Raw genomic sequence first — 21,730 nt, 5'->3', positions numbered from 1 at the left:
GTATTACTGTCATATTTATCGAGCAGAACCGCGATAGATGCGATCGGCTTGCTCGAAAGGCAACCATGAGGGTAGATCACCTGAATTTTTCGGTTGAGATGGGGAACTCTGTTGATATGCCGAGGGAATAGGGGGAGCATCGGTATGAATAAAATGTTCGTTGGTTGCAGACGCTAACAGGGTTTGAGGAACTTCAAAATCATCGGTATCTGGATTGTACGCCAAGACTTCACCCGTTTCGATATCGTAGATCCAGCCGTAAATTGACATTTTGTTTTGATGTAACTTAGAGCGGATGACGGGATAGGTTTTGAGGTTTTCGATCTGGGTAACCACATTCTCCGCCATCGTAATTGCTAAAAGTTCTTCCCCTTTAGTTTCGGCATAGTTTTCTTGAATCAAGCGGCGAGTGGATTCCGCATGTTGCAACCATTCATAGACCAAGGGCATCTCGGTTCTGAGCTTTTCCAGTTTTAGCAAGCCTTTCATTGCGCCACAGTTGGAATGACCGCAGATAATTACTTGCTCGATGCCGAGAGCGTGAATGGCATATTCGATCGCTGCACCTTCGCCGCCGTTTGCCGCACCAAAGGGAGGGACTAAATTGCCCGCATTACGAATTACAAATAGTTCGCCGACCCCTGACTGGGTAATGAGATGCGGTACGATCCGCGAATCCGAGCAGGTAATAAATAATACGCGCGGTTTTTGTCCGTCGGCGAGTTGCTCGAAAATCTCTTGATTGGCAGGAAAATAGGACGATTGAAACTTATGTAAACCCTTTAGTAGCTTTCTCATATACCAGTATTGACGTAGGATGCAGCAATTGATTGCTTAAATAGCTGGGCATAGTTAAAATCCAGATCTAAAACCTGTGGCGCACGCGCAGCGTGCGCCGCAGGTTTTAGGGTTTTATATTTAATTATGCCCACTTACTTAATTGCTTGTGGTTATTGCTTATGTTTTAGTTTATATTGCCTTGCACCCTAGCTAAACCCAAAAAGAGAAATGCGGCGCTTCGCGTCGCATTTCTCTTTTTGGCTTTGATTTTGCCCTAAGGATGCTTGCCATCCATTCTAAAATTGTGAGGATTCTGTTCGTAAAAAATCAAGATGCAGCCAGTTGAATTTCCGCCAATTATTTCACGATCGCAAAAAATTTGTGCTATCGCTCCCAGTGGTGCATTGCGCGAATGGGAACGTTTTGAACAAGGGGTAAAGGTATGGCGCGATCGCGGTTATGAACTAACGATTCCCGATCGGCTCAGTCAGTCTTGGGGATATCTGGCGGGAACCGACGAGCAGCGCTGTCAGCAATTTGTCGAGGCATGGAACGATCCCGAATGCGTGGCGATCGCCTGTGCGCGGGGTGGCTATGGCTCGATGCGATTGCTCGAAAAATTAACTTGGCAAGAATTAAGCGATCGCCCTAAATGGCTAATAGGTTTCTCCGATATTACGGCTCTGCTATGGGCAATTGCCAAGCATAAGGGGATTGGCGGGTTACATGCTCCCGTACTCACGACTTTGGGCAATGAACCTGCGCGATCGCAACAGCAGTTATTTGATTTGTTAGAAGGAAAGATTGATGCGATTACCTTGGCGGGAGAAGGCTTAAGAACTGGTAAGGTAACGGGCGTACTTTTGCCTGCCAATCTCACCCTCGCAACTAATACCATTAATACGGAAAACTGTCCCGATCTGGAAAATGTTATTTTAGCGATCGAGGATGTGGCGGAAGCCCCCTATCGCGTTGATCGGATGTTAACCCATTGGCGTTGGACAGGGTATTTACGCAAACTTAAGGGAATTGCGATCGGGCGTTTTAGTCAGGCGGAGGTATCTACTCCGAGTTTGACGATGGAAGAAGTATGGCGCGATCGCTTGTCCGATCTGGGAATTCCGATCGTGATGAATTTGCCCTTTGGTCATGATGGAGAGAATGCTCCCTTGCCCGTAGGTTGCATCGCCGAACTGGATGGTGATAATGGAACTTTATCTTGCCGAGTGAATAATACCAATTCCCAAAAGTGTGGCTACACTTTTGGGAATTAAAAACCAAAACCAGCAAGTGTTTTAAAATCACAAAATGGCTACGCCATTTTGTGATTTGGTATAATTGATATCATTCCCAAGCCTCTAGCTCGATCGCGACATTGCGAAATAGAGCCAGAATGCGATCGCGTCTGACTTCAAAATTTGCCGCAATCAAAATAAAGCCAATTCCTGCGACGATTCCTAAAGCCCACATCAAGAAAGAATATTGGGTTACCAAAATCACAGCTTGGGTAATTACTAACAAAATGAAGGTAAGCGTTCCGATAAACAGATAGGCGCGGACGCGCAAGGCTAGCCCTATGACAATGAAAGCAAAACTCAAACCCCAAGTTGATAGGGCAATAGTAGGATTTGAGAAGGAATAGAGAAACGTGACTAGCCCGATCGCGCCCCCAAGTAGAAGGCGCATTCCATGACGCAAGGTTTTGGCGAGAGGCGATCGCAGGTTGGGTTCCACTTGGGCGAAGTACAGACCAGAAAAGCCGATCATGCAGACATTAATCAGAAACTGGAAGCTCGAAAATTCATGGAGGTGAGGATTTACATTCTGCAAAATTACCCAATCCCATAACAGAACTGTGATGTAGGTAATCCGAATCTGTTCTCGGATTTTGGCATAGATAATATAGAAAAAGCCCACGACTAGCAAGCAAGGGATGGCGATCGTCTTACTGGTAATGAAAGTAAAAATCAACGGCAAGGCAAAAGCCGAATTGTGCCAAGGGCGTTCAGCCCAGCCCCATTCCTCCCAAGGGGGAAAATATAAAATCATGGCAATGAAGCAGGCGATCGCGGCTGCATAGGGTTGAATTAAATTCTCGATCGTCCAAGGACTGGGGAAGGCGAAGAAGATGGCATAGGCGATCGCCCCAAGCGCGACGGTTATCCCTGCATAGACCCAGAGTTCTTCTTCGTGATCGGTTGTGGAGTTTGCCAAGTCCTTGGCCTGAGCGATCGCATAGGCGGCGAGAGCGATCGCAATCCCACCACCAAGACTCCCCCCTGCGATCGATGGATTGAAGGCAATACCTGACCAGAGCAAGATGGTGCTCGCCACCCAGTGCAAGTGGGCGGAAATGCCAATCTCCAAAACGGAGAGCTTTAAATAGGGAACGAGCCATCGTGCAAAGAGCTTGTAGGCATAGGCGATCGCGCAACCTAGTAAGGCAAGAATAACTAAACCATCGCCAAGGTTACCACCCTTAGCATTGGCGACTAGCTGATAGAAAAGTAGTTCGTAGGCTGAGAAGGTCGCTACGACCATGGAGAGATAGGTCAGGGTTTTAAATAAGGGATTCGATGGGGATGCTCTGCGTCCGATACCAATGCCGATCAAAGAAGTACTGAGGGAAAATAAACCCGTAAGCCCGCTAAAACTGCCAATTCTCAGGAGCGACCCCATTACGCCGTAAATTAAAGGAATCAGATCCCAACTGCGGGGATAGTTCTTTTGACCATTCCTTTGCATCCATAAATCACCCAGTAATTGCGTCGCAAAGCCCAAAACGATATTGGCGATCGCTAATTCAATGGCAGAACCTTTGGTAACGGCGATCGCGCCTGAGGTGAGGATCTCAATTCCCCAAGCGATGCCCCATTCCACCCAAAATGGAGAGCTTCCTGTTTCTTGCCACAGGCGATAGCCTAGCCCCAGCGTTACCAAGATCGTACTTGGTAAGAGATTGATAAATAGATGGGCATCTTGATTGAAGGCGAATACAAGGGCAGCAAGGGAGGTTTGCAAAATCAGTAACGAGGTGGAAAGTATGGCAGCCCAAGCATCAAAGGCTTTAGCATAGGACTGATTTAAGGACAAATTGAGATTAGCAACCCGTTGCTCACGACGATATTTAAGCCAATGATTGAGAACGTATAGCAAAATGGCACTGCAAACCATGCCATTGGTCCAAAACGTAAATTGGGCGATCTTGCCATCGCCAGACTTGAATTGCCAGAGCAAAAAAGCAATAAAAAGCAAGCCATAACCGACGGTATTAAAGGCGGTTAGGAACGATTTGCTACGGCGAGTATTGACTAACATTAAAGCAAAGGCAATCCCTAATCCCATCAGCCTTGGGAGGTCGCCCTGCCATGTTAAAAACTGGGCGATCGCTAGTCCTGCGATGCTCAATCTGATCGCCAAATCGCGATCGGCAAATTCGCGCCAAGTACCTAAAAAAGTGAGCGATAAAGGCACGATCATCCAGCCCAAGCCCCAATAACTGGTGAGAAACAGTAGGGCGCTATTGTCACCCAGCCCTGTAAATGGGGCATTGCTGAGCAAGATATAACTGAGAGCCGCTAAGCTTGCCCCGATATGCCAAGAACTATCCCGCCACGCTTGCCAATGCGCTGTTCCCAATAGAGCGCCAGCAATGAGTTTGCCAATGATGAGAACGGTAATCCATTCCATCAGCATTGCGACTAAAAGGAAACCCGCCCATGTAAAGATCGAACTAGTACGGGTAAAAAAGTAAAGCCCTGCGACGATCGCACCAAGGGTAATGATATGGGCAAAGTAAACCAAATTCTCTAAGTCTTTGCTCTGAGGCGATCGCTTGGCTTGAATGATTAATAGCGTCACTGCCGACAGGGATAAATTCACGAATAGGGTTAGGACGGAGCCAAAGCTAAGGGAAGTCAGCAGAAATCCAAAACCGAGGGCAAGAACCTCGCCTCTGATTGCTAAGGAATATTTTTGGCGATCCCGATACATTGCCGCTACAACTAGGGCAAGGATTAGATAGGGAAATAATACAATCCCCAATAAATTAATTTCGGACTTGGTTTGTAAGAAGCTTAATAACTGTTGGGTTGTATTGGCTTGCCATACTTCAGGGATTAAGCGCTGCCCTAACCACAGAATTTGTAAACCCCAGAAAAATAGATAGGTCAAATCAAGAGGCTGCTCAAGTTTGCCGAGGCGATCGCAGAGTAGCCAAGCAATTAACAAACTAATCGCAAAAGTCTGCCAAGGATAACGATCCCAGACCGATACCAGCCAACCTAAACCCAGTAAGATTTTGCCGAGATTAGCCTGAAAAGCGATGTCTGGGGACTCTGGAGCGATGGGGGTGGGGGGTAAGGCAGGCGATCGCCATTTTTCGGCTCTATGGGCAATCTGTACCAAAATCCAGCCACAGACTCCAAACGCCAAGCCCAATTTAAAAATGGAAACATTCCCAAATAGAAGCGCTCGACTGATGAGCAAAACCGTGCTGTAAGCCCCTGCGATTAGAGCTAGGGGAAATGTCGAGCTGTCGGCGGTATTTAAATCTTGGCGGCGGTTGAGAAAGGTCGAAAGCCCGATCGCCCCAATGCCTATATAAACGGCGATTAATGGATAGTATGTTGATAGAAACCAGCCAAGATGCAACCAACTAAGTAAGAGAATCGCCAAAATCGAGAGTTGACTAAGTTGCTTTGGGGATTTGTTGAGCTGTGAATTGAGATTTGCGCCTTGAGCATTCCGAAATACGAAGGATGTTTGTAATAAAAAAATGGCAATCCCTGAAAGTAGGCAACCTGCGATCGCGCCCAATCCTATGCCCATCGGGTTTTTTAAAATTCCCAAACCATCCATAGCCCAGAAATTGGCTGGGACGAGGAGTAAGGTCACCAATTGCAAGGCTCTAGTTGTGAGGCGCAAGCGATCGTTTTTGCTCGTCCAGAAACTCACGCCAAAAAAGCCCAATGTATAGCCTAGTAATAATAAATATTGAGTTTCCGCCGAAAAGTTTTGCCACTGACTCGCCGCCAGCAATCCAGATGAAACTACCACCATAAACACGCCCAAAAACAGCAACCACATCGTGCTGAATTCCGACAAGAGTGATTGCACCGTTTGGGCGACTTTACTCGGCGCGGGACTTTTGGCGGGAATCGCTTTTGGGGTGACGGGGCTGGGCGATCGGCGAACTTGCGAACCCACTGAACCTGCTAGATTTGCTGGAGGCAAATTCGCTCTAGTCAGGGGAGTTTTGGCACTTGTGCTTGCGAGGAGGGGCGATGCTGATTTGATTTCACGTTTGATTTCAGGTTTGATTTCACAGACAAGGCGAGTTGAACCAATTAGCCTTACTGCCTCTTCTTTAATTAGTCCTAACTCCAGCCAAAGATCTAGCCCTTGGAGAATCGCTTCATTTTGGACGGCTACAATGGTGAGGCGGTTGCCTGATTTGCGATTATTCCGCCATTTAAAATCTATCTCAGAAATTAGTTCCCACTCAAACCAAGCATCTAAGCCTTCGAGAACGATAGCATAGGGAACCGAAATTTCCAGATCGAGGCGCAAATATTGCACGGGTTCAACTGGCATGGGCGATCGCTCCAATGCAAAAATTAGGAATCGCCTTCATTATGACTGAAAAATAAAAGTCAGCGTTAAGTAGGGACTTTTATTTACATTTCGCCATAGCCGCCACCTCCAGGCGTGGCGATCGCGAAGGTATCACCAGCTTCCATTTGTACCGTAGCGGTGCTTGGTAATTTAAGGATTGAGCCATTGTTCCTAATGACATAGTTCTCTCCAGTGGCGGCAGGAGTACCGCCATGCAATCCAAAGGGCGGAATGACGCGACTGCTGGATAAAATCGCTGCGGTCATCGGTTCGAGAAACCGAATCTTCCGTATAACGCCATTGCCGCCGCCATATTTGCCCTTACCGCCACTATGGGGGCGAAGGGCGAACTCTTCTAAAAGCACGGGAAACCGCCATTCGAGAATTTCAGGATCGGTCAATCGTGAATTGGTCATATGGGTTTGGACTGCGTCAGTACCATCGAAATCCATCCCTGCCCCCGATCCACCGCAGATGGTTTCGTAATATTGATGGCGATCGCTACCAAAGGTGAAATTATTCATCGTGCCTTGAGAAGCTGCCATTACGCCTAGGGCTCCATAGAGAGCATTGGCGATCGCTTGGGAGGTTTCGACATTGCCCGCAACGACTGCCGCTGGATAAATGGGATTGAGCATCGAACCTGCTGGTACAATGATTTTTAAAGGTACGAGGCAACCTGCATTAAGGGGAATCTCATCATTCACTAAAGTCCGAAAAACGTATAGAACTACTGCCTTACAAACGGCGAGGGGAGCATTGAAATTATTTGGAAGTTGCGATGAAGTGCCTGTAAAATCAATTTCGGCGGTGCGTTCCATCGGGTTTAGCCTGACTGAGAGACAGATCTGACTACCATCATCCATCGGATACACAAATTTGCGTTCGGAATCTTGACCCCATGTTGTGCCCAGTTGCGAGATCGCCTTGCGAATTGACTCTTCGGCATTGTCACGCACGTAACCCATATAGGCATGGACTTCTTCTCCGCCATAACGAGCGATCATATGCTGAAGTTCCTTTGCACCGCATTCATTCGCGGCAATTTGGGCTTGCAGATCGGCAAGATTTTGGGAAGGATTGCGGGCTGGATAGGGACTGGAACTCAGGAGGTCAAGGGTTTCCGCTTCGCACAGTTTACTACTCCGCACTAGATGGAAATTATCAAATAGAATGCCTTCCTGTTCGATGCTCTGACTATGGGAAGGCATTGAACCTGGGGTAATGCCGCCAATATCCGCATGGTGTCCCCGCGAAGCCACATAAAATATCGGCTGATTCGAGGTCATAAATACGGGCGTAATCACCGTGATATCGGGCAGATGCGTGCCACCGTTATAGGGATTATTGGTGGCAAAAACATCACCAATATTAATGCGATCGCGATCGCGAATTAACGCCTTAACGCTTTCGCCCATAGAGCCAAGATGGACGGGAATATGGGGGGCATTGGCAATCAATTCCCCATCGCGATCGAAAATCGCACAGGAAAAATCCAAACGTTCGCGAATATTCACGCTAGCGCTAGTATTTTGGAGCGTGAATCCCATTTGTTCGGCAATGGATTGAAAAAGATTATTAAAGATCTCCAATTTAATCGGATCGGCAGGGATATTTCTGGGATTTTCTCGCTCGACGCGATGGACTTGGGCTTCTCCATTCTCCCTGACTGGATTTTGGCTTTGGGGCGATCGCTGTAAGATCAGGCAATCATCTGCCGTTAATACTGCTTCCCAGTTGGGTTCGATCGCGTTAGTTCCTGTCGTATCGATAATCAATGCGGCTCCTGCAATGCGATCGCCTACTCGCAAATCCTCTCGCCGCCAAATAGCTGCCTGATGCCATTTACCCTGCATATATACTTGCGCATGGGCGATCGCTTTATGTTGCTCTTCCCTCCGCTCTAAATCAATCTGTTTCCTTTGTACTTGCTGCTGCGGTCTTGAGATAATTACTTCAACGGCGATCGCTTCTACGATGAGCGCTTTATCCGCAAAAATGAAACCATACCGCTCCCTATGCAAAGATTCAAAGTTGGTTTTTAGATTTTTTAATAATCTCTCGCAGGAGGATTCCTCATGGGGTAATTTCTCGAAAGATATTTGCGTAAAGTCGATCGCTAAAGTTAAGAAGGAATCCGTACCCGCATAGCGAAGACGCAAGCTGGTTTCCATCGCCAAATTGCCATCAAGCGCCCCTCCCTGTAGAAGTTCCGTTTTGCCAAGTTGACTCAATTCTTGGGCGATCGCGGCTAAGTCGGGCAATAGCTCTAGATTTAGGACGGAATCGACAGTGCGATCGTGGATGGTGCGAATATCGGCTAGCCCGATGCCATAGGCGGATAGTACGCCTGCATAGGGATGAATGAAAATCTGCGTCATGCCCAATAAATCGGCGATCGCGCAGGCATGTTGTCCGCCCGCTCCACCAAAGCAACACAACACATATTCCGAAACATCGTAGCCCCTCTGTACGGATATTTTTTTGATCGCCATCGCCATTTTTTCGACCGCAATTTCCAAAAAACCTTGGGCAACGGCTTCGGGTAAAATGGCTCTGCCTGTGACCTGTCCGATTTCTAGAGCAAGATCCGTAAATTTTTGGCGGACAACCTCCCCATCAATGGGCAAGTTTCCATTCTTTCCAAATACCTTGGGGAAAAAATCGGGCTGTAATTTCCCTAACATCACATTGCAGTCCGTTACGGCTAATTTCCCGCCATTGCGATAACAGGCAGGGCCCGGAAAGGCTCCTGCGGATTCGGGACCCACACGATATCTGGTTCCATCAAACCCCAGCAACGATCCGCCACCTGCGGCAACGGTATGAATGGACATCATGGGCGTACTCAGGCGAACCCCAGCCACTTCCGTGGATAGCGATCGCTCGTAGCTCCCTGCGTAATGGGCTACATCCGTCGAAGTGCCTCCCATATCGAAGCTAATAATTTTGCTAAAACCTGCACGCAAACTAGTCTGCACCGCACCGACAATTCCCCCCGCAGGTCCCGAAAGCAGACTGTTTTTTCCTTGAAAAGATTGAGCTTTCGTCAGTCCACCATTGGACTGCATGAACATTAACTTAGAGGCGTTGCTTGGTTCCGCATTCTCTAATTCTGAGGATTCTGATAATTCTGCCCCGATCCGATCTACATAGCGTCTCAGAATTGGCGATAGATAGGCATCTACTACGGTAGTATCACCACGGCTGATAAATTTGATGAGCGAACTAACTTGATGGGATGCGGAAATTTGGGTAAATCCCATTTGTGCAGCGATCGCGGCTAAATGTTCCTCATGCTGGGAATAACGATAGCTATGCATTAAGGCGATCGCGCAGGCTCTAATCCCCGAATCATAGGCTTCTTGTAATTTGGCGATCGCTAAATCTACATTCAAAGGTACGAGGACTTCCCCATGGGCGCTATGGCGTTCTTCCACCTCGATTACTTGCTCGTAAAGCATTTCAGGCAAAACGATCTGTCTTGCAAAAATATTAGGGCGATGCTGGTAGCCAATGCGTAAAGCATCGCGAAACCCTTTGGTGATCAATAAAACCGTGCGATCGCCTTTGCGCTCTAGAAGGGCATTCGTCGCTACCGTCGTCCCCATTTTGATGGCAGCGATATTATGCATGGGAATTGGCTCGTTCGGTTCGAGCCCAAGTAGATCGCGAATCCCTTGGATTGGAGCATCAGCATAGTGATCGGGATTTTCCGAAAGTAACTTATGGATGATGATTTCCCCATTAGGACGCTGCGCGACAATATCCGTAAATGTGCCACCGCGATCGATCCAAAATTGCCATTTATGATGATGTGCGCTCAACTTTACCGACCTTCTATGTATGGGTATGGGGGGCGCTAAGGAGAGCGTACCGCCCGCTACGCGGGCGGTACGCTCTCCTTAGCTACTTACTTATATATCGCTTTGCAAGCAAGCGAGCGATCTAGAGTTATTTACCCGCCTTTGGCGGGTAAATAACTCGTTACTTCACTAGATGGGGAAACGCTATACAATTTCTGTTAATTAAATTAGTAAATCTAATCCTATGACTACCCATTTTATCACTGCGGAAATTGAGATAAATGAAAATCAAGAAGCGATCGCCCAAACCATCGAGCAGGAGCTAGCCAAACAGGGTGAACCATTGCGTTGGGCGATCGCTGCTGTCGAAAACAAGGGGGATGAAGCAGGCGTAACGACTCAAGTTGCCCATGTTGAGGCAGTTGTAACCCGAAGCTAAAAGTAGCTAGGCATAAGTAAACTTAAAACCTAGAAGAGCGTACCGCCCGCGTAGCGGGCGGTAAACTCTCTGGTTTTGTTTTTTAATTATGCCTAGCTACTTAGTTAAAAAAGACTGATACATGGCGATAATTGTATCTTTGATGTTTTGGGTTAGATTTTCAGATTGCAAATCTAGTAATATTCGTCGAAATTCCTGTTGAGATGCGGTTAAATTTTTAACTTGACATTGAAGCGATTCAATTTCTTCTAGTTTTTGCTGCATACTTTCAATCAATTCCCCAACCCTTTTTTGCAGATAATCAACTTTGGCTTGGAATGGATCATTATCTGATTCTTGATTAAAACTTTCTAAGACATCCTCAAGGGTGATTGATTCTAGGTCAATGGCGGACATATTTTGTTCTGTATCTAAGGCTAAGGTATCAAAAAGGGGAGAGTATAGTCCAGAACTAGGGGGTAGCGATCGATCAAGTTGCTGCATCGCGTGATTCACAGCATGATAAATAGAGGATTCTTTCTCATTAACGCACAGTCTCTCTAAGATCTCATTCTCTTCATCATCGGATAACGTAAAGTTGTTGGACATGGCAATGATGTCCGTAGAGAGGTCAATGGGGGCTGGGGGAACCTCTAAATCTTGAGATAGTTCTACTCTTCTAGCAATAAATTCTTCTTGATCGTCATCCTCTTGGCGATCGTAGTTGCCGTAATTATTGTAAGTATATTGGTTGGCATCGTATTTGCTATTACCGTCATTATTGCCATCATTATTGCCATCGTTATAGCTGTCGTTGTAGTGATTAATATTGGTCAGCAAAGCTGGTGAATATGGATTGGAGCGCAGACTCAATTCCCAAAACTGCAAACATTGCCCTAAGACTTGTGACAACTCATACAAAAAATTTGCCTCTTGGGGTTGCCAGCACCTTGGGCGATCGCATTGTTGGACAAACGTTAAGCCCCAAATCTTTTTGTCTCCTGCCAATGCATCAAATAAAATTGGGGCGGACATCATCGCCTTTACCTTTGTCCTTTGCCAAAGTTGATGTACGCTCAAAACTGCTTGGGTCTGAGCGACATTTGGCAACCGCACCGCGCGATCTTGGGGGTAATCGGCAAGAGATCTTACGCCAAAATAAGTAACAGGATAGGGCTGGTTTTTAATAGTTGGGATATTGGGGGCAATGGCTTCTACTAATACAAGCCCTTCATCTTGATTGGTTAATTGATAGATGGCAACACGACTGATACCTAATTGTTCTCCTAAATTAGTTAAAAAAATTTTTAATAACTCTTCAGGGCTGCGACTAGCAAACATTTCTGCCGCAATTGATTCATATTCGAGTGTTTTGCTACGGTCAAAGGAAGATGAAACCCCATCCATAATTTACGAAAATATATGCGATCGCCATAATATCTCTTTTTAAGGATCTCTTTTTAAGGTTTTCTGGGGTATAGGCTTGAAAAACTCTAAATCTGGTTTCCTTGCCGAAAATACTGAGATAATTGGAGCCTACCTTATTGGCTGAGCAAGTCACTAAGCAAATTACTAAACAAGTCACTGAACAAGTCGCTGAGCAAGTCACTGATTATTTTGCTAAATTGGATTTCCCAAATTTTATGAGTACAGGTCGATTAATCGTCCAGTTAGGCATTGCTGCTTATATTTTATTTACGCTATTGCCCGATAGTAGTACCCAGATGGTTGCCTTTCCTTGGGTGATGCTATGGCAAGTAGGTTTGCTATGTTTTGCGATCGCAGGGTTGCTAAATTTATGGCGGCAACAGAAACCTTTTTATCTATTGGGTAGCGGCTTTGACTGGGGGATTGGTGCTAGTACGATCGCATTGTGCTTATCGACGATGTTTGCTCAGTTTCCCAATCAGGGGATGTGGTATAGCTTGACGGCATTTGGCTATTTTATCGCGCTGTACGTGACTAATAATTTTTTGCATGGGGTATCTTCCCAATCCCATGAAGTATTTTCCCCAAAAACAGCAAGCAAGGATTCCCGACTTTTGCCGATTTTACGATTTCTGGGCTTATTGGGGATTGCGGTAATTATTGAAAGTTTAGTTTTTTGGACTACGCAAACTTGGTTGCCCCAGTTGGCTAATTTTGCCAAGCTCAATCAATGGGGACTAAATCTCAGTTACGATTTTTCGGATTTGCAGTCGCGTAATTGGGCTCCGATGGGGCATCAAAATTATGTGGCGGGTTTTTTGATGTTGGTTTTGCCAATTTTGGCAAGCTTGGCGATCGCCCAAAGGGGACTATGGCGATCGCTTTGGTTGGTAGGGATCGGTTTGGGTCTAGTCGATTTATATACCACCAGTTCGCGGGGGGGCTTTTTGGGGCTGGGGGCGATCGTTCTCTATGGCATCTTGGTGGCTTTATTTAAGAGTCGGGGCAATCGCTGGCTAGCGATCGGGGGTGGTGGCGGAGCGATCGCCATCTTCGCACTGTTGATTGCTACCAACAATCGGTTGCGATCTTTAATTTCAGGATTAGTTTCGAGTTTTGCCAATCCCGCCCAAGGTTCGGGAGAATTATTTTTTAGAGCGATCGCGGCGGATACGGGTTGGCGGATCGGCTTAGACCATTGGTTATTTGGGGCGGGGGCGGGTTCGGCGATCCTGTTTTATCAACAATATCGTCCGTCATGGGCTGGCAGAGAAGCCGAGCTGTTATTTCAACTCCATAGCACGCCCGTGCATCTGTGGGCGGAACTAGGCATCGGCGCTGTGATTGTCGTGGTTTTGCTTGGGGTCGCGATCGCTAGTTTATTTGTGAAATTACACAAATCTCCTACTTGGAATGCCAATCCTCAAGAACAGGCGATCGCCTATGGGTTGTTTGCTAGCTTAATCGGCTATGGAATGCTGGCGATTACCGACTATCAGCTTGATGTGCCTGCGATTAGCGGCAGTTTGGTGATCGTCTTTGCCAGTCTCGCCTATCTTGGTCAAGTGCATAGCGGGCAATTAATTAGCCTCGGTCATCAAAAGCAACCTCGTTTATGGTTGTCCATCCTTGCCACAGTCTATTTGGTAATCGCGATCGCTTGGCTAGTTCCCGTCAATACGGCATGGCAAGCTTCTAGCGTGGGTTTTATCTACCTAGCAAGGGCAAGAAATGACTTAGCCATCGCGAAACAGGAAACCGTAACGGAAGCGATCGCAGCGATCGATAAGTTCCAAGATCGGCTCAAACTTGCCCAGCAGCTCGCACCTTGGGAGCCTTACTATCCCTATCAGCTCGGTTGGAATTTGGCGGATCTCGCCATCAGTTATCCCAACCTGCCCCAGTCTTCTACATGGCAAAAGGATGGCTTGGCATGGATTAAAGCCGCGATCGCCATTAACCCCAATAATGAAGCGGGATATAATGCCGCCGCATGGCTCAGTCTCCGCGATGCATCACCCACCGATCCATTAAGTGCCGTACAAGCCGCAGAGTCCTATTTTCGGCGCGGACTCGAACTCGTTCCCACTAAGCGATCGCTTTCCTTTGGGTTGGGAATTAGTCTGTTGCGACAGGGCAAAAATCCTGAGGCGATCGCCGCGATGGTTGCCGAAGTTCTGAACGATCCTAGCTTTATTACCAGTCCAATCTGGTCAGATCCCGCCTTTCAATCCCTTTACCCCCAAGTAGTTGCCAATCTGGAAAATGCTTATCGGAATAGTCCCAGCAAAGCCGTAAATCTAGCTGCCTTAAGATGGTGGAATGGCAATCCCAATGCTGTTGACGAACTCAAACAAACGGGGAATTCAACGGCAATCCTGTTAGCCAATGCGATCGCCAATGATACCAATGCTTTGCAAGCGGTCAAGCAAAACCCGCAAACACCCCTAGAAATGGTGATTTCCGCTTGGTTAAATCCAAATTTACGGGACAAATTACTAGAACGAGCCTATGTATTTGCGACCAGTAGTTTGCCCGATGAGCGATCAGTCTTTACGGTTAAAGCCATGAGCGATCGCATGAATCAATCCCCTAATTTTGATGCTTGGTTGCGATCGCCTTTACCCGCTAATAGTCCCTTAGTGCTGAACTATCGGCGGGCTAGGCTAGGATTTAATGTCGTTAGCCGTCATTTAGATGGGGTTGTCCCCCTTGATTTCTTTGAAGTGCGGGATCGTGCTGAAATAAGTCTCTTTTTCAAAGATTTGTTCTCATAAAAATCAATAAAGTGAGAGTCTGTAATACTTGTTTCGCGGGTATTACAGACTCTCACTTTATTCTTTAATACCAATTCACGAAAGTGTGACAACACTTTCATGAATTGGTATTATTAAGTACCTAGACATAATTAAAATCCAAAATCAAAACCTGTAGCGCACGCGCAGAATGCGCTACAGGTTTTGGGGTTTTATATTTAATTGCGTCTAACTACTTATGTGAAGTGATGTGGTTAACAAAAGACGGATATGTATTGATGGCATGGAAGATCTGGAAACCGAGAAAATCAATGCATATCTTGGCGATCGCATTGATGAGTTTGTTCCTTGCCATTAGCTGTTTTGTCAATCCCGTCAGGGCTAATGCGCCGCCGCTACCGCAAATGAACTGGTTTACGCTGACTCAGACCTCGGGACATAAAACTTTGCAAGGGCTACAGATTGTTGAGTGTAGCGATGCTAAATGCGATCGCCCAGTTCTGGTGGTTCAATATGGCGAATGTCGCGATACGGGTTGTCTAACTAATGTGGCGCAGGCATCGTCGAGAGGAGAGCGATTAGATTGTTTTGACGATCGCTGTCTCCTAGTTGATGACATTTTAAATTCCTTTCCCATTAACGAACCTCCATCAAAAGAGCCACCGAAACCATTGTTCCGCATGATCGGGCAATTCAGTGATCGCGTGCGTATGAGTCCGCCCATTCCCAAAAATACATCCGTTCGTTATAAGAATGAAAATTTGTCTTTCCCCAGTAACGGATCGTGGCAAGTGGAAGTAACTGATGATGCCATGCGGATTGTGCAGAATGCCGACAAAGATTCCTATTCCTTTGGCAGTTATTCTCCCTTTCAAGAATATAAAGATCGGATCTTTTGGCGCGGTTGGTTATTGACAATCCTTTCGGAGTTGCTGATCGCAGCCATTTATATGTGGTGGCGAAAGACATCGTTCCCTCTTTTGTGGAAAATCCTGCTTGCGATCGTGATGGTTAATCTCTTTAGCTATCCTGTGGTCTGGTCTTTCTTTCCTTCGCTGGAGCCATTTCAAAGCGCTATGACGCGCTATTTTGGGATTAGCTCCTTGGCGATCGCCTTGCTCTTTGGTTTGACTATGCAGGTAGATCCCCCAGCCTCCTCCTCCAAATTAGTTTTTTCTGCCTTAACTATATTCATCGGCGGAAATATCCTTGGGGGCTTCATTTCGATTTTGTGTGGTTATGGAAGATGGGATTTATTTGCCCAAGGAATTCCCTATCGTTTTGCCATGCCTGCTTCTGAAGTCTTTGCGATCGTCTATGAGGCTTGGGTTATATCGTCGCTCAGTCAAAGACAGCTATCCTTTGCTCAAGCCAGTCTAATCAGTCTACTCACCAACTTGACTAGCTTAAGTTTAGGCATCATTATCTTGCGGTAACCTTCCAATTAGGGACTTGCGAGAGAATAAGATACCAATCCAGATTTGCCAGAATCGGTGGCGCGGCGGAGCCGCGCCACCGATTCTGGTTTCGTGAATTAAACACCAAACCCAGTAAGGTTTTGAGATTCCCAAAATGGCGTTGCCATTTTGGGAATCTCAAAACCTTTAAAGGATGATTTTTTCAGCGATATATTTAGCGATGTTTGCCGATGCTCCCGCTTTTCCCATCCGTTCTTCCCCATTGCGACTTACTTCTTGAAAGTAATCGGGATCTTGCAAGATCTCATTAAGCACATCGGCAACCTGAGCGGGCTTGTCAATCAAATTAATCGAACAACCCAATAAATCAGCCTGTTCTTCGGCAAATTTGCGCGTAAATTGGGGACCATTACCAGCGATCGTAATTACAGGTTTCCCTAAACCCACCATTTGTTCGGTAGCGGTTCCAGCCATGGCTAAACCTAAATGACATTGGTGGAGACAATCGCCAAATCCATTTTGCAGAAGAATTAGCCGAGCGTTTTGCACCTTAAAGGTGGTTTCATCAATCCGCAGCCACCCTTTTTGGATAATGCTCTGTCCGATAATTTCGAGATCTAAATCAGGAGCGATCGCTACTAGAAAATGCACGTTATGGGGAATTGTGCGGGAAACTACTTGGGCACAAAGCATTAAGGTCATCCAATTTTCGTAGGCTTCAGGCGATCGCGATCCAGGTAAAATTGCCACCGCCCAATCATTTTCCCCAATACCAAAATCTAGGCCCTGAGGCTCCAATCCATCCATCATGGAGTTGCCTAAATAAACGGCAGACAGCTTAAAATAGCGGTTTAAAATTTCCGCAGTTAACCGATCGCGGACGAAGATCGCTTTACAGCGATCGCTATTCATTAAAGCGCGTTCCCAAGGAAAGAAGATAGAGCCACCAAAGGGCTTTTTAACGTGGGGTAATCCACTTTTGCGATCGCGCCAATAATACTCTGACTTTGCCGTGGCAACAAAGGTAAAATCGCACCCGCCAAACTTAGAGGGTAGCCAAGCAAACAGCAGTGGCACAATGTCCCCTACAGCCAAAATCAGTCTTTTTCCCCTTCGCCGATCGCGCGACCAGTTCCACACATAGCCCAATTGTTTGCGGGTCAGCCCGACTAAGCCACTTTTGACATCACGGGCTAGTTGACGGCTATCCATCCTGACAAAGCCCCCTGATGGCATCGCCTGAGTAAACTGCTCGACTATTGGTATATTTGCCTTAACATAGGCATGTCCTACACCAACAAGGGGTAAGGCGATCGCTGAGAATCCTAATTTTTCTAGTTCAATGCAGATACGTGCGGCGATGATATCTTCACCATGTCCGTTACTGATACATAAAATTTCCACTTTTTACCAAAAAAATCTAATCTACAAGAGGGCTAATGTAACTTTAGTAGAGACTGCGACATTATGCTTATCCCGATTTTAAGTAGCTAAGCATAGGTAAACTTAAAGCCCAGAAGAGCGTACCGCTCGCTACGCGGGCAGTACGCTCTTCTCGTTATGCTGAATTACTTAAAATCCAAAATCTATAACTACAGTCACTTGGCTCAGGACAAATCAAACCTCAAGAATTGACTGGCGGCGCTTCGCGCCGCCAGTCAATTCTTGGGGTTTATGTCCTAGTACAATTGGCGACAGCTATATGGCACAAACTGCGCCTGCGCCACAGATTTTGAGTTTGGTTTTTAATTAGAGAATGGATTTATACCAAAGCTGAAAATGGCGTAGCCATTTTCAGCTTTGAAAACCCTTATCCCAATTCACAATTAAAAACTAAACCTAGTAAGGGTTTTACACCAAGTTAAGAAATGGCGTAGCCATTTCTTAACTTGGTGTAAAACCTGCGGCGCACGCGCAGCGTGCGCCGTAGGTTTTAGGGTTTTATATTTAGTTAAGCCCACTTACTTAGGTCGTTATGTTAAGACAGAAAATTAGCTTTTATCTCGATGACCTTGCGACACCAATTGGTAAGTCAATTAATATAGCGATCGCGATTCTTGTCCTTGCTTCTGCTACTAGTTTTGTTGCCCAAACCTTTGAAATTAGCGAGATTACCCGTACCCGCCTCAACCTGCTAGACGACATCATTTTAGGGCTGTTTGTACTGGAATATTTTTTGCGGCTTTGGTGCGCGGAGGAGAAACTCAAGCATCTATTTAGCCTTTATGCGATCATCGATCTGGTGGCGATTTTGCCCTTCTTTTTGGGGGCGATTGATGTGGCTTTTCTCCGTCTCCTGCGCTGGTTTCGGATTTTACGATTGATTCGCCTCGTAGAGTCGCGATCGCTGTTTCCTAATAAGAATGAAGATATTGCGATTCTCTTGCGGGTGATCTTTACGTTATTCGCGATCGTGTTTGTCTTTTCGGGCTTAGTTTATCAAATCGAGCATCCGAATAATCCCCAGTTTCACAACTTTCTCGATGCGTTCTACTTTTCAATTTTTACAATGACTACTGTGGGCTATGGCGATATCATGCCCCATTCGGAGGCGGGGAAACTGACGACGGTGTTAATGGTACTCACGGGCATCGCCCTCATTCCCGTGCAGCTAGGCGAATTATTTAAGCGTTTAGTTAAAACGGCTAATCAAGGCGATCGCCCTAACGATCTGCTCAAAGAGATTGTTTGCACTCGCTGCGGTCTATCCCTGCATGACCATGATGCCCAATTTTGTAAGGCATGTGGAACTAAGATTTAGTGCTAGTGAGAAGGATGGCGCAGAGCGCCATCCTTCTCACTAGCAAACCTTACGTTGCTATAAAGTGGGTAATACCAAAACTAAAAATGGCGTAGCCATTTTTAGTTTTTCAAACCCTTACTAGGTTTGGTTTTTAATTCACAAAAGTGTTGTCACACTTTCGTGAATTGATATAAATAAACTGTATAGAGTAAAAACTAGAAATAATGTCAACTTGGCAATGTATTAGCGGCTGTGGTGCTTGCTGTAACCTCACTCCTAGCGATCGCCCCGATCTCGCAGATTACCTAACCCCAGTTGAGCTACAGCAGTACTTGAGCATGGTGGGGCAGGATGGGTGGTGTATTAATTTTGACCATATCCAGCGCCAATGCAAGATTTACGACCAAAGACCGAGATTCTGCCGAGTCGCAACCGATACCTTTTACGATATGTTTGGTGTAGAACCAAAAGACCTTGATGAGTTTGCGATCTCCTGCTGTCAAGAAACTATCGCGTCGATCTATGGCGATCGCTCCTTAGAGTTATTGCGCTTCAATCAGACCGTTAATGGTGATTAAGTACTTGTGCAAAAATTCCCCAAAACCGTCAAGTTGCGCCCCTAAGGGGCGCAACTTGACGGTTTTTGGGGAATACCCCAAGAATTGACTGGCGGCGCGAAGCGCCGCCAGTCAATTCTTGGGGTTTGATTTGTCCTAAGTCAAGGGGTGGATAACTGTGATAGAGATCACAGGATCTTAGAGATTTAGCCTGCTTAAAATTTCGATGTCAATCACCTGTAACCACGGATACAAGTCACATCCAGATCCTTGATTTCAGAGGAAACTTATTCCTATAGAAGTAGTCCTAAAAAAGTGATGAGGCATCAGTCAAAGCGCGGTGCGATATCCCTTGCAAGATCTACTTTTCTAACTCTAATCGCTACTGAAATATACGTCCAAGGATCAAAGATGATGAATAACAAGAGTGTAATTAGAAACCTAGTGAATCGTGCTCTCCTCATTAAAAGACTCACCCCTGAGATGGAAAATATGATTAACCACGAGCTTTCCGAACAAGGATACATTACCGATCCCGACTATGAAGCTTTGGAATATCTCATGCAAGCCGTCGATCAGGGCAAAGTCCGTCAGGTTAGCTAGGTGATGGCTATTTAATGCAAATCGCTAAATTGACCATAGGATTTCATTGCTAAGGCTGTAGACTAGAATTGCAAAATTTGAAGTCTTGCCTGTATGGGTTATCTAGCCTATTCTCGGCTATATCATCAATTCCGACTGCTGCCTCGTCAAATCGCTTATTGGGTTTTTCTCTGCGGGATAACGCTCCTAGTGGCGATCGCCATTAAATCCTGTCAGATCCAGTCAGGTATAGTCCCTGCCTTACCCCAACATCCGAACATTCAAGCATTTTTTAATTACAATCAAGCTAATCGATACACCGATCCCTACCGCAATATCGAACGACTTGGCGACAATCTGGAAAGAGTATTAATTGATAACGTTACCAAAGCGAAAACAACGATCGATATTGCCGTTCAAGAATTACGCTTACCGAATATAGCTAAGGCGATTGTGGATGCCAAATTGCGCGGTGTAAATGTCCGTTTAATTTTAGAGAGTAACTATAGTAAGGCTTGGAGCGAATTTACTGCCGATCAGATCGAGAAAATGAATCCTCGCGATCGCGATCGCTATAAAGAATTTCAAAAGTTTGCCGATATCAATAACGACGGTCGTTTAAGTGAAGAGGAATTGGATCGCCGTGATGGCTTGAGGTTAATCAAGACAACTAATGTTCCTTGGCTCGATGACACGGCGGATGGCTCTAAGGGAAGTGGACTAATGCACCATAAGTTTATGGTGATTGATGATCGAGTCGTTTTATTTGGTTCGGCAAATTACACGATGAGCGATATCCACGGTGATTTTACAAAACCCGAAACGAGAGGCAATGCCAATAATCTCCTACGTATTGAGAACAAGGAATTTGCCGCTAAGTTTAAACAGGAATTTAATACTATGTGGGGTGATGGACCAGGAGGCAAACCTGACAGCCTCTTTGGTATTAAAAAACCCTCGCGTAAAATTGAATATCTGATCGTTGATGGAGCGCAGATTCGTCTGAAGTTTTCGCCAGATCCAGAAGATACACCCCGCGAACAGACAAGTAATGGATTGATTGCTACGGCGGTCTCAGGAACGCAGAAAACGGTTGATATGGCTCTATTTGTCTATTCTGATGAATTTGTTTCGGCAATCCTCGAAGAGCGACAACAACAAAATGTGCAGATTCGGACTTTAGTGGAGCCCCAATTTGCCTACCGCGATTATTCTTCTACCCTTGACATGTGGGGTTTACAGTCTACTCAAGATTGCAAAACAGGGAAAAACAGTTCATGGAAGCAGCCCCTAAAAACTGTGGGGATTCCAAATCTAGTCGCGGGCGATACCCTACATCACAAGTTCGCCATTCTGGATCGCAATCTAGTTTTGACGGGTTCCCACAATTGGACTCATGCGGCAAATCACACCAATGACGAAGTGTTAGTTGCCATTCAAAGCGATATCGTTGCCACCCATTATCAGCGGGAATACGATCGCCTTTATCAAGATGTTACCTTGGGACCAACGGCAAAACTATTACAGGCTACCTCTAAAAGCTGTGCGGAGAGACTGAAACCAAAACCAAAGCCTATTCCTGAAGAATCAGAAATTCAATCATAGCGATCGCATTGCCTAAAGATT

At 46.1% G+C, this 21,730-nt stretch carries 13 protein-coding genes; 8 read left to right on the top strand and 5 right to left on the bottom strand.

Features of this window, described 5'->3' with window-relative positions; genetic code table 11:
- Positions 1-15: 15 nt before the first annotated feature.
- The gene (locus PseudUWO310_RS11715; RefSeq protein ID WP_142601404.1) at positions 16-798 is read right to left on the bottom strand and encodes a carbonic anhydrase; all 783 of its coding nucleotides are present in this window, start codon (positions 796-798) and stop codon (positions 16-18) included.
- A 314-nt stretch (positions 799-1,112) separates the two neighbouring features.
- Between PseudUWO310_RS11715 and PseudUWO310_RS11710 the strand changes: the two genes are divergently transcribed.
- Positions 1,113-2,054 carry an LD-carboxypeptidase gene (locus tag PseudUWO310_RS11710; protein ID WP_142601402.1) on the top strand — a complete coding sequence of 314 codons (942 nt, stop codon included), beginning with the start codon at positions 1,113-1,115 and terminating at the stop codon, positions 2,052-2,054.
- Positions 2,055-2,124: 70 nt separating this feature from the next.
- Here PseudUWO310_RS11710 and PseudUWO310_RS11705 read toward each other — a convergent pair whose 3' ends face one another.
- Both PseudUWO310_RS11705 and PseudUWO310_RS11700 read right to left on the bottom strand, forming a co-directional pair.
- Positions 2,125-6,375, bottom strand: a complete 4,251-nt coding sequence (locus tag PseudUWO310_RS11705) for a hypothetical protein (protein ID WP_142601400.1) — start codon at positions 6,373-6,375, stop codon at positions 2,125-2,127.
- A gap of 83 nt (positions 6,376-6,458) precedes the next feature.
- Complete coding sequence (locus PseudUWO310_RS11700) at positions 6,459-10,223, bottom strand: hydantoinase B/oxoprolinase family protein (protein ID WP_142601397.1); 3,765 nt, start codon at positions 10,221-10,223, stop codon at positions 6,459-6,461.
- A gap of 223 nt (positions 10,224-10,446) precedes the next feature.
- Between PseudUWO310_RS11700 and PseudUWO310_RS11695 the strand changes: the two genes are divergently transcribed.
- Positions 10,447-10,641: a hypothetical protein gene (locus PseudUWO310_RS11695; RefSeq protein WP_142601395.1), complete on the top strand. Its 195-nt coding sequence runs from the start codon at positions 10,447-10,449 to the stop codon at positions 10,639-10,641.
- A gap of 96 nt (positions 10,642-10,737) precedes the next feature.
- Here the strand turns inward: PseudUWO310_RS11695 and PseudUWO310_RS11690 are convergent, their stop codons facing one another.
- Positions 10,738-12,027, bottom strand: coding sequence for a GAF domain-containing protein (locus PseudUWO310_RS11690; RefSeq protein ID WP_142601393.1), 1,290 nt, complete (start codon positions 12,025-12,027; stop codon positions 10,738-10,740).
- A gap of 137 nt (positions 12,028-12,164) precedes the next feature.
- Here PseudUWO310_RS11690 and PseudUWO310_RS11685 point away from each other — a divergent pair, with 137 nt between their 5' ends.
- The gene (locus PseudUWO310_RS11685; RefSeq protein ID WP_190315994.1) at positions 12,165-14,825 is read left to right on the top strand and encodes an O-antigen ligase family protein; all 2,661 of its coding nucleotides are present in this window, start codon (positions 12,165-12,167) and stop codon (positions 14,823-14,825) included.
- 227 nt (positions 14,826-15,052) lie between these two features.
- On the top strand, positions 15,053-16,240 hold the full coding sequence (locus PseudUWO310_RS11680; protein ID WP_142601389.1) for a hypothetical protein: 1,188 nt from the start codon (positions 15,053-15,055) through the stop codon (positions 16,238-16,240).
- Positions 16,241-16,408: 168 nt separating this feature from the next.
- Here PseudUWO310_RS11680 and PseudUWO310_RS11675 read toward each other — a convergent pair whose 3' ends face one another.
- On the bottom strand, positions 16,409-17,626 hold the full coding sequence (locus tag PseudUWO310_RS11675; protein WP_142601388.1) for a lipid-A-disaccharide synthase-related protein: 1,218 nt from the start codon (positions 17,624-17,626) through the stop codon (positions 16,409-16,411).
- Between the two features lie 571 nt (positions 17,627-18,197).
- Here PseudUWO310_RS11675 and PseudUWO310_RS11670 point away from each other — a divergent pair.
- From PseudUWO310_RS11670 to PseudUWO310_RS11655, 4 genes are all read left to right on the top strand, one after another.
- On the top strand, positions 18,198-18,983 hold the full coding sequence (locus PseudUWO310_RS11670; protein WP_009627230.1) for an ion transporter: 786 nt from the start codon (positions 18,198-18,200) through the stop codon (positions 18,981-18,983).
- A 206-nt stretch (positions 18,984-19,189) separates the two neighbouring features.
- The gene (locus PseudUWO310_RS11665; protein ID WP_142601386.1) at positions 19,190-19,543 is read left to right on the top strand and encodes a YkgJ family cysteine cluster protein; all 354 of its coding nucleotides are present in this window, start codon (positions 19,190-19,192) and stop codon (positions 19,541-19,543) included.
- Between the two features lie 393 nt (positions 19,544-19,936).
- Positions 19,937-20,125, top strand: coding sequence for a hypothetical protein (locus tag PseudUWO310_RS11660; protein ID WP_040690096.1), 189 nt, complete (start codon positions 19,937-19,939; stop codon positions 20,123-20,125).
- Positions 20,126-20,218: 93 nt separating this feature from the next.
- Positions 20,219-21,709 carry a phospholipase D-like domain-containing protein gene (locus PseudUWO310_RS11655; protein ID WP_142601384.1) on the top strand — a complete coding sequence of 497 codons (1,491 nt, stop codon included), beginning with the start codon at positions 20,219-20,221 and terminating at the stop codon, positions 21,707-21,709.
- Positions 21,710-21,730 lie beyond the last annotated feature (21 nt).

The sequence above is a fragment of the Pseudanabaena sp. UWO310 genome (assembly GCF_006861605.1).
In the GTDB taxonomy this organism is placed as follows: domain Bacteria; phylum Cyanobacteriota; class Cyanobacteriia; order Pseudanabaenales; family Pseudanabaenaceae; genus Pseudanabaena.
Note: the sequence above shows the minus strand (reverse complement) of the source record. Positions and strands in the feature narration are given on the sequence as shown.

Excerpts from the sequence above, each read along its gene's own strand:
- PseudUWO310_RS11715 (WP_142601404.1), bottom strand. The coding sequence starts at position 798 with ATGAGAAAGCTACTAAAGGGTTTACATAAGTTTCAATCGTCCTATTTT.
- PseudUWO310_RS11710 (WP_142601402.1), top strand. The coding sequence starts at position 1,113 with ATGCAGCCAGTTGAATTTCCGCCAATTATTTCACGATCGCAAAAAATT.
- PseudUWO310_RS11705 (WP_142601400.1), bottom strand. The coding sequence starts at position 6,375 with ATGCCAGTTGAACCCGTGCAATATTTGCGCCTCGATCTGGAAATTTCG.
- PseudUWO310_RS11695 (WP_142601395.1), top strand. The coding sequence starts at position 10,447 with ATGACTACCCATTTTATCACTGCGGAAATTGAGATAAATGAAAATCAA.
- PseudUWO310_RS11690 (WP_142601393.1), bottom strand. The coding sequence starts at position 12,027 with ATGGATGGGGTTTCATCTTCCTTTGACCGTAGCAAAACACTCGAATAT.
- PseudUWO310_RS11680 (WP_142601389.1), top strand. The coding sequence starts at position 15,053 with ATGTGGTTAACAAAAGACGGATATGTATTGATGGCATGGAAGATCTGG.
- PseudUWO310_RS11670 (WP_009627230.1), top strand. The coding sequence starts at position 18,198 with ATGTTAAGACAGAAAATTAGCTTTTATCTCGATGACCTTGCGACACCA.
- PseudUWO310_RS11665 (WP_142601386.1), top strand. The coding sequence starts at position 19,190 with ATGTCAACTTGGCAATGTATTAGCGGCTGTGGTGCTTGCTGTAACCTC.
- PseudUWO310_RS11660 (WP_040690096.1), top strand. The coding sequence starts at position 19,937 with ATGAATAACAAGAGTGTAATTAGAAACCTAGTGAATCGTGCTCTCCTC.
- PseudUWO310_RS11655 (WP_142601384.1), top strand. The coding sequence starts at position 20,219 with ATGGGTTATCTAGCCTATTCTCGGCTATATCATCAATTCCGACTGCTG.